The sequence below is a fragment of the Mucilaginibacter sp. P4_G9 genome (genome assembly GCF_056400985.1).
The window spans coordinates 1-13,073 of sequence record NZ_JBFUKF010000138.1; the positions used below are offsets into that span (position 1 = coordinate 1).

Below are 13,073 nucleotides of genomic sequence, written 5' to 3' on the forward strand. Positions count from 1 at the left end.
GAAGATAGATGTGCAAATTTCAAATGTGCAAATATGCAGATGATGGAAGCCCCATGTCATTGCGAGGAACGAAGCAATCGCGAACTATACAGAGCATCTGAAATCTGCACATCTGAAATTTGCACATCTAACCGGGTAACATATTGTTTACATGATAGTCTTAGGGTTAATTAATAAATATATTCACTTAAAAAATCAACAAATTTGTAATCTGCACATCTGAAATCTGCACATTTGAAATTTGTACATCAAAGAAATGGCCTTGAAAATTTTCAAAAAAGATACAAGTAAGGTAAAAAAGAAAAAGGGCGCTGTGCGCGAGTGGGCTGATGCTATTATTTTTGCCGTTATAGCCGCAACACTTATCCGTACACTTTTTATAGAGGCTTATGTGATCCCCAGCGGATCGATGGAAAGTTCGCTGCTTATTGGCGATTATTTGTTTGTAAGTAAAGTGAATTATGGCGCACGTATGCCTATAACACCAATTGGCATACCGTTTACTGCCCATAATATCCCTTATACGGATATAAAATCATATTGGGGCGGTTTACAATTACCATATTATCGCCTGCCGGGCTTTAGTGATATTAAAAAAGGAGATGTTGTTGTATTTAATCTGCCAATGGAGGCCGATTCGCCGTATTACCGCCCGGTGGATAGGCGCGAAAATATTATTAAACGCTGCCAGGGTACTCCAGGCGATACATTGAGTTTAGCCAATGCCCAGGTGTATATTAATGGTAAGCCCGAACTAACTTCTCCAACCGGCGAAATGACCTACGTGGTGCGGTCCGATGGTAATCCTATTAATCCCGAGTTGATCAATGAACTTCATTTAACAGATATCGCGCTTATCAACAATACCGATTTTAAAACCAATACTACTGTGGCATCGGCCAATAAGTTAAAAGCGTTTTCGAACATTAAATCGGTTACCCCGGATATTGCTATAAAAGGTGTAGTTGATGATCTGAATCCTGTATACCCGCTATCGCACCCGGATTATAAAATAGGTGCCATGCCCCGTTATGGCTGGAATGTAGATAATTTTGGTCCGGTTATCATCCCTAAAAAAGGATGGACGGTTAAGCTCGATAGTCTTACATTCCCCATTTACGGCAGAGCTATTGCCATTTATGAGCATAATACTGTAAAAGTAGTAGGTAACGATGTTTTTATAAATGGAAAAAAAGCCGATACTTACACCTTTAAAATGAATTACTACTGGATGATGGGTGATAACCGCCATAATTCAACCGATTCGAGATATTGGGGCTTTTTACCGGAAGATCATGTGGTAGGCAAGGCTTTATTTACCTGGATGAGTATTGATAGTACTGCGTCATTTGTAAATAAAATACGCTGGAACAGGTTATTTAGAGGGATACATTAATTAAATAAAAATAGCACATAGTGAATATTATAATCGGAGTTTTATTACTGATAGTACTGCCTTATATAGGCCTATACAAATTATTTGAAAAAGCCGGCCGGCCAGGCTGGGAAGGCATAGTGCCCATCTACAATATTTATGTAATGTTAAAACTAAGCGGCAGGCCATTGTGGTGGCTGGCGTTGATGTTGCTGCCGGGTATCAATATCCTGGTACTTATAGGGATCATTGTTGATTTTGTAAAATCGTATGGCAAGTTTGCGTTACTTGATCATATAGGCGCTGTGGCATTGTCATTTATATTTTTACCAAAGTGGGGGTTTGATAAGGATACAAAATACCTGGGCAAGGCGGCAAGCCCGGAATTCAGGGAGAAATATAAAGCAGCCCTGAAAAAAACACCTGTACGCGAATGGGCTGATGCTATTATTTTCGCGGTGATAGCCGCTACCTTGATCCGTACGCTTTTTATTGAGGCTTACGTTATTCCAAGCGCATCCATGGAAAGCTCATTGCTAATTGGCGATTACCTGTTTGTGAGCAAGGTTAACTATGGGGCCCGCCTGCCCATGACACCGCTTGCATTTCCTTTTGCACACCATACTATGCCGCTCATTAATACCAAAGCCTATTGGGATGGGATTGAGCTGCCATATTACCGTTTACCGGGCTTAAGCGACATTAAAAAGGGCGATGTTGTGGTTTTTAATTACCCTATGGATGCCGATTCGCCTTTGTACAGACCGGTTGATAAACGCGAAAATTTTATTAAACGCTGCCAGGGAATACCCGGCGATACATTAAGTATTGTTAACGCAGCGGTTTTTATAAACAATAAGCCCGCAACTACGCCTGTAAACGGCGAAATGACCTATAGGGTTAAATATGATGGCACGCCAATTAACCCGCAGCTTATTGCCGATTTGCACCTGCAGGATATAGGTAGCGATAAGATTAATGAGTTTACAACCAATACAACARCAACTTCGGCAAATGCTTTAAAAGGATATTCAAATATTAAATCGATTATCCCCGAAATTGCACCAGCCGGGGCACCTGATCCTAATTATGCTGTTTATCCGGCAAAATACCAGACTTATAAAATTACGCCAAACTTCCCCAATTTTGTTTGGAACCCGGATAATTTTGGTCCAATCATAGTGCCTAAAAAAGGCTGGACAGTTAAGTTGGATAGTTTAACGTTCCCGGTTTATGGCCGTGCTATTGAAATTTATGAAGGCAATAAGGTGCAGGTAGTTGGTAAAGATATCCTGATCAACGGCAAAAAAGCCGACAGCTATACCTTTAAGCTCAATTATTATTTTATGATGGGGGATAACCGCCACAACTCCGAAGATTCACGCTTCTGGGGCTTTGTGCCCGAAGATCATATTGTGGGCAAAGCGCTCTTCATCTGGATGAGTATCGACGATCAGGCATCATTCCTGGGCAAGATCAGGTGGAACAGGTTGTTTAATATAATCAGGTAAAAAAAACCTGGATATCAAAAAAGCCCTGCCGTCATATACAAACAGCAGGGCTTTTTTATTATTGCTGATCCAACTCCTTTAAAAACTCCAGCCCCTTTTCCCATTTGCCTAAACCCGATGCCGCGTTGATATGCGTTGCATCGCCAATGTTGATGAGCTTGCTGCCCCAGCTATCCGCAAATAATTGCGCGCGTTCTGTGCGTACGTAGTAGTCATTGGTACTCATCACTGCAATACTTTTAAACGGCAGCTTTATTAATGGCACAGGTGAAAATCCGGTAGTACCTTCGGGATAAGTATCTGCTTCAGTATCGCTGGGAGCAACCAGGAGCGCTCCTTTTATGGTAACGTTAAATTCCTTAGCCCAATAAGCAATAGTGGCACAGGCCAGGCTATGGCCAACCAGGATAATATCGGCAGGGTTGTATTGGTTTACATAGTCGTTAAGGGTATTAATCCAATCGGCACAAACGGGTGTTTCCCAGTCTTGCTGTTCTACACGGATAAAGCCAAATTGCTGTTCCCAGATTGATTGCCAATGTTCGGGTCCCGAATTGCCGAGGCCAGGGATGATAAGAATGGTTGATTTGAACACGATTTATAAGATTTTACATGATTTACAGGATTTTTTGGCTTGTTAGTGCAGTTTCCAACTCTTCCTTCAGGGAGCGGGGGATTCCGCAACTTGTTTTATAACCTCGTTCCGTTGCTCCAGTAACCTGCGCATATACCGTTCCAAAAACAGGAAGTTAGCTATAATTCCTAAAAATCCGAAGGGCGCGTCGAACATAAAGATGTCTTTCATCAGGGTTTGGTTATTAACAGGATAAAAGTAATGTTCGTGCCGGAAGGCTTTAAAAGCGCCCGCAACCATTTCATCGGTAAAGTAGTTTGGGTATTCCATTTCGGTAACTTTGGAGGTTAGGGTTTGCCATACACCAAAATGCTTTGCCCGCCAGGTAACGGTTTCGCCCAGCTCAATAAGGCCGCTGGTGCGCCCGCCCACGGCGGTTTCTCCGCTTTGCTGCATCGAATCCACATGCATATCAATGCTCCGCGCAAGGTCGAAGCACTTTGCAATAGAGGCATTGATATGGGTGTCGATTTCAATAATGGGCATGGCTTTAAGCGATTGTACATTAATATGTCATTGCGAGTAACCACCAGGATAATCCTGGAAAAAATGGGTATGACGTGCTGGCTTTAGGGGCTCACAACAGCCATGTCATTGCGAGCGCAGCGCGGCAATCGCGAACTGTGCAGGTCCGCTCTGTATAGCATGCGATTGCTTCGTGCCTCGCAATGACATAGATTATGTTAAAAAATAGCGCTGGTAATCAGTAGTTTGCAAGCACGTCATTATAAGGAACGAAGCAATCGCATGCTCTGCAAGTCCGCCCTGTTAAGTTCGCGATTGCCACGTCGTTCCTCTTACCCATGACGTATTCGATTTCCAAGGTGTGAAGGCCTGTCAGTCTGAGCCTGTCGAAGACTCGCGCGGAGAGGCCTTTGCCCGCTATGCTTCGACAGGCTCAGCATGACAGCCCATTTAGCAACGTCATCTCCCCTTTCAGAGTTCCCGGATTTTAGCTCTCACAATGACATGGTTTTTATGGTGTTTTGCAGGGAAAATCCTGTCAATCCTGTAAAACCCCAAAGATCAATTAAAATTCCGCGTTCTTCGGGAACCTTGGGAAAGGGATTACATCACGGATGTTGCCCATGCCGGTAACAAACAGCACCAAACGCTCAAAGCCCAAACCAAAACCGGCATGTTCGCAGGCGCCAAAGCGGCGGGTATCCAGGTACCACCAAAGTTCATCTTTAGGGATGTCCATTTCGTCCATGCGTTGCTCCAGTTTAGCAAGACGCTCTTCACGTTGTGAGCCACCTACAATTTCACCAATTCCCGGGAAAAGAATATCCATGGCGCGAACGGTTTCGCGGCCCTGGGCATCAGGTTCGTTCTGGCGCATGTAAAACGCTTTGATAGCCTTAGGATAATCGGTAAGGATCACCGGTTTTTTAAAGTGTTTTTCTACCAGGTAACGCTCATGCTCCGATTGCAGATCGGTACCCCAGCCTTCAATAGGGTACTGGAATTTTTTCTTTTTATTCGGGGTCGATTCTTTTAAAATCTCAATAGCCTCGGTATAAGTAAGGCGCTCAAAATCGTTATCTAAACAAAACTGAAGTTTCTCTAACAAAGTCATTTCCGACCGTTCATTTTGCGGTTTCTGCTTTTCTTCTTCCTGCAGGCGCTGGGTTAAAAATTCCAGGTCATCGGCATTTTTATCCAAAGCATATTTAATCACGTATTTCAGCAAGGCCTCGGCAAGGTCCATGTTATCATTCAGGTCATAAAAAGCCATTTCGGGCTCTATCATCCAAAATTCGGCAAGGTGACGGGTAGTGTTTGAGTTTTCGGCACGGAAGGTTGGTCCGAAGGTGTAAATATCGCTCAAAGCCATAGCACCCAGCTCGCCTTCCAGCTGACCGGATACGGTAAGGTTAGTAGGGCGGCCAAAAAAGTCTTGTTTAAAATCAACCTCGCCGGTATCCGTTTTTGGAGGATTGGCCAGGTCGAAGTTGGTAACATGGAAAGTCTCGCCCGCGCCCTCCGCATCAGATGCGGTGATGATTGGCGTATGCAGGTAAACAAAGCCACGATCCTGGAAAAACTGGTGAACCGCGAATGCCAGGCTGTTACGCAGGCGGAAGATAGACCCAAAAGTACTGGTGCGAAAACGCAGGTGGGCGTTTTCCCTTAAAAATTCCAGGCTGTGTTTTTTTGGCTGGATAGGGTATTTTTCAGGATCGCTATCACCCAGGATCTCAATATCAGCTGCAATAACTTCTACTGTTTGGCCTTTACCTAAAGACGCGATAAGCTTTCCTGATACGCTGATAGCGGCGCCAACAGTAATCCGTTTTAACAGGGCGGGATCGGTGTTTTCAAAATCAACCACGATCTGGATGTTATTATTAGTTGAGCCATCATTCAAAGCAATAAAACGATTTGACCGGAAGGCACGTASCCATCCCTTAACTGTTACATCAATATCGGTTTGCTGGCTCTGCAGCAATGCTTTGATCTTTATGCGCTGACTCATATAAGTATATTTTTTAGAGCCGCAAAAATACAATTAATTATGTAATGATACTTTGAATTTTCCGTCTAAAAAGCTGATGCTATCCGGCTGGCTGCCTGCCGGGTTGTCATAAATTTTAACATATTTAAAATCGAAAAGGCCCTGTAGAATTTTGTCTTTGCCGTTATAAGAAACAATAGTTACCGTATTGCTATGTGTGGAGCTGAGTTTATACCTGCCTGCTATTTCATTGCCTTTGGTTACATCATAATAACCTTCGTTGCTTTTCAGGGTATAATAGCCAAGCCCATCTAACCTTATCCTAAAGCCAAATGTTTCTTCCTGCCCTGCCGCATTGTTTCTGCCCGATACGATGAAGGTGTCCTGCACTATGGTAAGACTTAAAGGATTAAACATCGTTTGCGTACCTGCTTTTTGCACAACAATAAAATCTTTAGTTACCGGAAAATCGCAGCATTTCTTTTTAGCACATGATGCAAAAAGTAATGGGGTTGCTAAAAGTAAAAAAAGCAGGTTTTTTTTCATGTTAGCTAAACGGCAGCAGGTTATTAATAAGTGGCTTTATAAATGTATAATAAATGTATATAAAAGTAGGTGTTACATCTTTATTTATAAATCATTTACCTGTTTATGCCACTTATAGCTCCCTATTTATGCAAGGCTACATTGAATTTGCCATTTAAAAATTGAAGGCTGGCTGGTTTATCTGCGGGGTAGGTGTGCTTAAACTTTAAGTTAAATGTGCCGGCAATAATACCTTTGTCTTTGTCAAAACTTTTAACTTCAACAGTATTTGCAAATGTATCATCAAGTTCATATTCGCTGGTAATTACATCCCGGCCTATTGTATTATAATACAGGGCCTGCTCGCCTTTTAAAGCATATTTTCCCGGTGCCGAAACCTTAAACTGCAAGGTCAGGGTTTCTTCGATGGTAGTATTAAAATTGGTGCCAAATATGGCAACTGTGTCGTGAACCATATTGCTGCTTGTCGGGTCGGCACTCCATTGAGTGTTGTTCTTTGTAGCTGTAATAAACTGTTTGCCTGGTATAACACAGCAGTCTTTTTTGCCGCAGGCCGTAAGAAACAGGATAATAACGGCAGTGATAAGTATGTATTTTTTCATGTCAGAAGGTTTTATTATCCTTACGAAGCATCAATGGCCTTTGATACAGTTTGTCAAAATAAAAGCAGGTAACAGGTATAACAAGCAAAATATTAAAAACCTATTTGCTTAAGTTTGCCCCTCATTTAAATGCTTTCATGAATCCCAAATTGAGCCTTGTTATTGRCATTTTGTGCATTTCGTTTTCGCCGATATTTGTAAAGCTTGCCGGGGTCTCGCCAATTGGGGCGGCATTTTACAGGGTATTTGTGGCCTGGCTTTGCCTGCTGCCTTTTTGTATTATTAAAAAGAAACTACAGATTGAAAAACGGCAGCTGCTAATTGCAGTTGCAGCCGGTATAGTATTCGCGGCAGATGTGGCAGTTTGGAATTTCTCTTTATTAAAGATCAGTGCAACGGTTTCAACGCTGATTGCCAACCTTGCCCCGGTTTGGGTGGGGCTGTTTAGTTTCCTGCTTTTAAAAAAAAGTTCGGGGAAATTATTCTGGATAGGCACAGTGGTTGCTATTGCCGGGATGGTGGTACTGGTTGGCTATGAGCATATTTTGCACCTGGAACTTAACGCCGGTATATTGTTAGCCATATTAGCCAGCTTGTTTTATGCGGCGTATATCATGATCTCAAAAAATATCATGGCGGGTATAGATGTGTTCACTTTTATGTTTTATAGTATGCTGAGTGCCAGTGTTTTTTTATGGCTCATCAATAGCTTTATGGGCAATAGCATTGTTGATTTTTCAATTAAAGTTTGGCTGTGCTTTGTAGGCATGGGGGTGATATGCCAGCTTGTGGGGTGGCTTACTATCAATTATTCGTTAAGATACCTGGAATCTACCAAAGTTTCCATTGCATTACTCAGCCAAACCGTTTTCGCCGCGATACTCGCCTCGTTTTTGTTGAGCGAAAAACTGGAGCTTAACGAGATCATTGGCAGTGCAATTGTGCTTGCCGGGATTGCCGTAACATTTTTAAAGCCACGTAATCAACTAAATAAAATTGTATCTTAACGTTTGTTAAATATCAATTGATGATTTGCCCTACATTTGCATTTTAGCATATGATCATAAAATCCACTATCGACCGTATTATGGAAGCCACCGACATTGTGGAGGTGATAGGGGAGTTTGTGCAGTTAAAAAAGCGCGGTGCCAATTATGTAGGCCTGTCGCCATTTGTAAACGAGCGTACACCATCATTTACAGTTTCGCCGGCTAAAGGGATCTTTAAAGATTTCTCGTCGGGCAAAGGCGGCTCTGCGGTTACATTTTTGATGGAACTTGAAAAGTTCAGTTATCCTGAAGCCCTTAAGTGGCTGGCAAAAAAATATAGCATCGAGGTTGAAGAAACTGTTGAAGCGCCAGAGAACCGCGAGGAAGAGCAACGCCGCGAAAGCCTGATGATAGTAACGGCTTATGCAGCTAAATTCTTCCATGAAAGCCTGCTGGATACAGACGAAGGCAAAAGCATTGGCCTGAGTTATTTTAAAGAGCGTGGTTTTAGCAACGATATCATAAAAAAATTTGAGCTTGGTTACTCTCCCGATCAGTGGGAAGCATTTACCGGTACAGCTATAAAAGAGGGTTACCAGGCGCAGTTTTTAGAAGAAAGCGGCCTTTCGGTAAAGCGTGATAATGGTACGCTATATGACCGTTACCGTGGCCGGGTAATGTTTCCTATCCATAGCTTTACCGGCCGGGTGATTGCCTTTGGCGGCCGTACGCTTAAAAAGGACAAGAACGTACCCAAGTATGTGAACTCGCCCGAGTCGGAGATCTACCATAAATCAAATGTGCTTTATGGGCTGTACTTTGCCAAGAAAGCCATTCGCGAGGAGGATAACTGCTATTTGGTTGAAGGCTATGCTGATGTGCTTTCGGTAGTACAAGCCGGCATTGAAAACGTGGTGGCCTCGTCTGGTACTTCATTAACCGTGGAACAGATCAAGCTGATTAGCAGGTTTACCAAAAATATCACCATTTTGTATGATGGCGATGCGGCGGGAATCAAAGCCTCTTTACGCGGGCTCGATATGATCCTGGAAGAAGGCCTTAACGTAAAGGTAGTTTCTTTTCCCGAAGGGCATGACCCAGACTCCTATGTGCGTAGCGTGGGCACAAATGCTTTCAAAAAGCACATTGAAGAAAATAAAAAGGATTTTATCCTTTACAAAGCTAATATCCTTTTAAAAGAAGCGGGTAACGACCCGATAAAGAAAGCCGAGATCATCCGCGAAATAGTGGAGAGTATTGCTAAGATCCCGGATTCTATCAAGGCATCAGTATTTATTAAAGAATGCAGTTATATATTGCAGATAGATGAACGGGCACTGCTATCCGAACTAAATAAAATGCGCCAGGCCAAGGCGAAAAAGGATGGGCAGCAACAGCAAAACAACACCAGGTATTCATCGCCGCCACCCGATGAGCCCAACTTTTTTGATGAACCCGAGATAAAGGAAACTAAACAGGAGTATTTTCAGGAAAAGGAGATTATTCGGTTGTTGCTGTTGTATGGCAGTAAAATGATAGACTGGGACGGCATTGCTAATACTTATATTGGTCCGTTTATGATTGCCGAACTTGGGGATGTTACTTTTGAGCACACAGCCTGTAAACTGTTTGTGGAGCTATACCGCCAGGAAGTAGAAAATGGCGTACTGCCCGAGGATAATTATTTTATCCATCACCATGATAAAGGAATTGTAGACCTTACTATAGATCTGCTTACTACTAAATACACCCTGAGCGAGAACTGGTACGAAATGCACAGGATAATGATTAACGATGAACAGGCCAATATGAAAGCTACCATTTTGGGCGCTATTTTTCATCTTAAAAAACATAAGGTAGAGAAAATACTTGATGGCCTGCGTGCCGAACTTAAAACCGCCGAAACTGAGGCAGACCAGGAAATTTTGCTCAACCAATATATCCGGATGAAAAAAGTTGAAAAAAGTATCTCCGACTTTTTAGGTTCAGTAATCATCAAATAAATGGCTCAACACCTTGAATTAGGTCGCGCGGGCGAAACTTTAGCCAAAACACACCTGGAAAATTCTGGCTACGAAATATTGGACGAGAACTGGACCCATGGTAAAGCCGAGATAGACCTGATTGCATATAAAGACAAGGTTATTATATTTGCCGAGGTTAAAACCCGTACAGGAACAGGTTTTGGCCAGCCCGAAGATTTTGTAGATGCCCGTAAACAAAAACTACTGGCCGATGCTGCAGATGAATATATTTACCTGATGAATCACCAGGGCGATGTGCGGTTTGATATTATCGCCATTTTGTTCGACAAGGATAAGAATTATATACTAAACCATATCGAAGACGCGTTTTGGCCGACAGGAACTTAAACTTATGAAGATTAATAAATTAAAGGTAATTTTTGCTGCGGGCTTATTGCTTGCATTTGGTTGTAACGGCTGTCGCGAAAAATCGGCAGATAACGGCGCTGATTATACCATAAGTCCCGAAGCAGGTACTACTTACAAAGCAGGCGACGAAGTGAAAGTAAAAGTTGGTTTACCTGCAGATACCAAACCCGATTCGATAGTATATATGATGGAAGCTACCCGCCTAGGATTGGCTAAAGATACGTCCGGGATCAGCGTAAAAACAGATACTATTCCTTTAGGTATTAAGATAATTACTGCCAGGGTTTACAATGACGGCAAAAGCCAGGATGTAAGCACCAATATACTGTTATTAGCCGCCAAAGCGCCCGAAAGCTATACTTATAAAGTGGAAAAAACTTTTCCGCATGATACCAGCTTATACACCGAAGGATTACAATATATTGATGGCGTGATGTACGAAAGCACAGGTGATTACCAACGATCTGCCTTGCTTAAAGTCGATTTACAAACCGGAACAATTTTGAAAAAGGTAAGGTTGAAGGACAGTACTTATTTCGGTGAGGGCCTGTCTGTTGTCGGCGATAAAATTATCCAGCTCACCTGGAAAAATAAGGTAGGTTTGGTTTACGATAAAAATACCCTTAAACTGCTTAATACCTTTGCCAATAACGTTGGCGCCGAAGGCTGGGGTATGTGCTTTGATGGTAAAAAGCTTTACATGGATGATAGCACCAACCGTATTTGGTTTTTAAATAAGGATACGTATCAGCAAATTGGATTTATTGATGTATGTGATGACAAGGGTCAGATAGATTCTGTTAACGAATTAGAATACATAGATGGTAAGCTTTATGCCAATGTTTACCAAACAGATGATATCCTGGTCATCAACGCCAAAACAGGCGCTGTAGAGCAAAAAATAAATATGACAAACCTGTACCCTGAATCGGAGCGCCCCGCCGGCCGCGATTGGAGCAATAACGTACTTAACGGTATTGCCTACGATGCCGCTACCAAACGCATTTTTGTAACCGGTAAAAGGTGGCCTAAAATATACCAGGTAAAGTTTAGCCCCCTAAGCCCCTGAAGGGGGAACTGATGTGCAGATATGCAGATTCCAGATGTGCAGATTATTAAACAACAAAGGCCGGTTTCGCAAGAAACCGGCCTTTGTTGTTTAATATGCTAATCAAAAGCTCCCCCTTCAGGGGGCCGGGGGGCTTACCGCCATGCTTTATACAAATTGATCAGCCCATTAGTTGATGAATCATGGCTGCTGATCTCCGCATCGTCTTTTAATTCAGGAAGGATTTTACCGGCCAGTTGCTTGCCCAGTTCAACACCCCATTGGTCAAAGCTGTAAATGTTCCAGATGATGCCCTGTACAAAAATCTTGTGCTCGTAAATAGCTATCAACGAACCCAGGCTGCGAGGGGTAATTTTTTTAAGCAGGAAGGAGTTTGTAGGGCGGTTACCTTCAAATACTTTGAATGGCGCTATGGCTGCAATTTCTTCATCAGATTTTCCTGCGGCTTTTAATTCCTCAATAACCACTTCTTCGGTTTTGCCATTCATCAAAGCTTCTGTTTGCGCAAAAAAGTTCGACAGCAGCATATTGTGGTGTTCGCCAAGTGGATTGTGTGATTGGGCGGGAGCTATAAAATCGCAGGGGATCAATTTTGTACCCTGATGAATCAACTGGTAAAATGCATGCTGACCGTTGGTGCCGGGCTCTCCCCAAATGATCGGGCCGGTTGAATATTCTACATGTTTGCCGTTACGGTCAACATGTTTGCCATTGCTTTCCATGTCGCCTTGTTGAAAATAGGCGGCAAAGCGGTGCATATATTGGTCATAAGGTAAAATAGCGTTTGTTTCGGCTTCAAAGAAATTATTGTACCAGATGCCTAAAAGGGCAAGGGTAACCGGGATGTTTTGCTCAAACTCTGCAGTGCGGAAATGCTCATCGGCAGCATGGGCGCCTTCCAGTAGTTCGGCAAAATTATCAAAGCCGATGCTTRGGGCGATTGATAAGCCGATAGCGCTCCATAAAGAGTACCTGCCGCCAACCCAATCCCAAAACTCGAACATGTTTTTAGTATCAATGCCAAATTTTTCAACCGCGGCTGCATTGGTTGATAAGGCCGCGAAGTGTTTGGCCACATCGGCCTCGGTAGCACCGGCAGCTAAAAACCAGTCGCGGGCACTGTGGGCATTACTCATGGTTTCCTGGGTGGTAAATGTTTTTGAAGCAATAAGGAACAATGTTGTTTCCGGATCAACTGCTTTTAGTGTCTCGGCTATATGTGTACCATCCACGTTGGATACAAAGTGAAGGTTAAGGTGGTTTTTATAAGCCTTCAATGCTTCGGTTACCATAACCGGACCTAAATCAGACCCGCCGATGCCGATATTAACCACATCAGTGATAGGTTTGCCGGTATAACCTTTCCAGGAGCCCGATATGATGGCATTGCTGAAATCCTTCATATGATCAAGCACATTGTTTACATCGGGCATCACATCTTTGCCATCAACGTAAATAGGTTTGTTGCTGCGGTTACGTAATGCAATGTGCAGCAC

Annotated in this window: 12 protein-coding genes; 6 read left to right on the top strand and 6 right to left on the bottom strand. The window is 43.0% G+C overall.

Annotation, left to right across the window (positions count from 1 at the left end):
• Positions 1-256 precede the first annotated feature (256 nt).
• Positions 257-1,396: a signal peptidase I gene (gene lepB / locus AC1DPZ_RS13345; protein WP_477404088.1), complete on the top strand. Its 1,140-nt coding sequence runs from the start codon at positions 257-259 to the stop codon at positions 1,394-1,396.
• Positions 1,397-1,413: 17 nt separating this feature from the next.
• Positions 1,414-2,886 carry a signal peptidase I gene (lepB, locus tag AC1DPZ_RS13350; protein ID WP_477404110.1) on the top strand — a complete coding sequence of 491 codons (1,473 nt, stop codon included), beginning with the start codon at positions 1,414-1,416 and terminating at the stop codon, positions 2,884-2,886.
• Positions 2,887-2,944: 58 nt separating this feature from the next.
• Here the strand turns inward: lepB (AC1DPZ_RS13350) and AC1DPZ_RS13355 are convergent, their stop codons facing one another.
• The 5 genes from AC1DPZ_RS13355 to AC1DPZ_RS13375 all read right to left on the bottom strand — a co-directional run bounded on the left by AC1DPZ_RS13355 (position 2,945) and on the right by AC1DPZ_RS13375 (position 7,126).
• Positions 2,945-3,481 (bottom strand): RBBP9/YdeN family alpha/beta hydrolase, encoded by a 537-nt coding sequence (locus AC1DPZ_RS13355; RefSeq protein WP_477404090.1) that lies wholly within the window; start codon positions 3,479-3,481, stop codon positions 2,945-2,947.
• 66 nt (positions 3,482-3,547) lie between these two features.
• The gene (locus tag AC1DPZ_RS13360; protein ID WP_477404092.1) at positions 3,548-4,006 is read right to left on the bottom strand and encodes an SRPBCC family protein; all 459 of its coding nucleotides are present in this window, start codon (positions 4,004-4,006) and stop codon (positions 3,548-3,550) included.
• Between the two features lie 544 nt (positions 4,007-4,550).
• Positions 4,551-5,999, bottom strand: a complete 1,449-nt coding sequence (asnS, locus tag AC1DPZ_RS13365; RefSeq protein ID WP_477404094.1) for an asparagine--tRNA ligase — start codon at positions 5,997-5,999, stop codon at positions 4,551-4,553.
• Between the two features lie 33 nt (positions 6,000-6,032).
• A complete protein-coding gene (locus AC1DPZ_RS13370) occupies positions 6,033-6,524 on the bottom strand; it encodes a hypothetical protein (RefSeq protein ID WP_477404096.1) in 492 nt (163 codons plus the stop codon).
• A gap of 122 nt (positions 6,525-6,646) precedes the next feature.
• Entirely contained in the window at positions 6,647-7,126 is a 480-nt protein-coding gene (locus tag AC1DPZ_RS13375; RefSeq protein ID WP_477404098.1) for a DUF6252 domain-containing protein, read from the bottom strand.
• Positions 7,127-7,263: 137 nt separating this feature from the next.
• Here AC1DPZ_RS13375 and AC1DPZ_RS13380 point away from each other — a divergent pair, with 137 nt between their 5' ends.
• The 4 genes from AC1DPZ_RS13380 to AC1DPZ_RS13395 are packed head-to-tail and all read left to right on the top strand — an operon-like array spanning position 7,264 to position 11,577.
• Positions 7,264-8,133 carry a DMT family transporter gene (locus AC1DPZ_RS13380; RefSeq protein WP_477404100.1) on the top strand — a complete coding sequence of 290 codons (870 nt, stop codon included), beginning with the start codon at positions 7,264-7,266 and terminating at the stop codon, positions 8,131-8,133.
• Between the two features lie 50 nt (positions 8,134-8,183).
• Positions 8,184-10,118 carry a DNA primase gene (gene dnaG, locus AC1DPZ_RS13385; protein ID WP_477404102.1) on the top strand — a complete coding sequence of 645 codons (1,935 nt, stop codon included), beginning with the start codon at positions 8,184-8,186 and terminating at the stop codon, positions 10,116-10,118.
• Positions 10,119-10,487: a YraN family protein gene (locus AC1DPZ_RS13390; RefSeq protein ID WP_477404104.1), complete on the top strand. Its 369-nt coding sequence runs from the start codon at positions 10,119-10,121 to the stop codon at positions 10,485-10,487.
• A gap of 4 nt (positions 10,488-10,491) precedes the next feature.
• Positions 10,492-11,577, top strand: a complete 1,086-nt coding sequence (locus tag AC1DPZ_RS13395; RefSeq protein WP_477404106.1) for a glutaminyl-peptide cyclotransferase — start codon at positions 10,492-10,494, stop codon at positions 11,575-11,577.
• Between the two features lie 134 nt (positions 11,578-11,711).
• Here the strand turns inward: AC1DPZ_RS13395 and pgi are convergent.
• Positions 11,712-13,073, bottom strand: a 1,362-nt coding sequence (pgi, locus tag AC1DPZ_RS13400) for a glucose-6-phosphate isomerase (RefSeq protein WP_477404108.1), incomplete at its 5' end; no start/stop codon positions are given.

What these genes read in the sequence shown, in the direction of transcription:
- dnaG (WP_477404102.1), top strand. Translation starts at nt 8,184, where the DNA reads ATGATCATAAAATCCACTATCGACCGTATTATGGAAGCCACCGACATT.
- AC1DPZ_RS13395 (WP_477404106.1), top strand. Translation starts at nt 10,492, where the DNA reads ATGAAGATTAATAAATTAAAGGTAATTTTTGCTGCGGGCTTATTGCTT.
- AC1DPZ_RS13360 (WP_477404092.1), bottom strand. Translation starts at nt 4,006, where the DNA reads ATGCCCATTATTGAAATCGACACCCATATCAATGCCTCTATTGCAAAG.
- AC1DPZ_RS13390 (WP_477404104.1), top strand. Translation starts at nt 10,119, where the DNA reads ATGGCTCAACACCTTGAATTAGGTCGCGCGGGCGAAACTTTAGCCAAA.
- AC1DPZ_RS13375 (WP_477404098.1), bottom strand. Translation starts at nt 7,126, where the DNA reads ATGAAAAAATACATACTTATCACTGCCGTTATTATCCTGTTTCTTACG.
- AC1DPZ_RS13370 (WP_477404096.1), bottom strand. Translation starts at nt 6,524, where the DNA reads ATGAAAAAAAACCTGCTTTTTTTACTTTTAGCAACCCCATTACTTTTT.
- lepB (WP_477404088.1), top strand. Translation starts at nt 257, where the DNA reads ATGGCCTTGAAAATTTTCAAAAAAGATACAAGTAAGGTAAAAAAGAAA.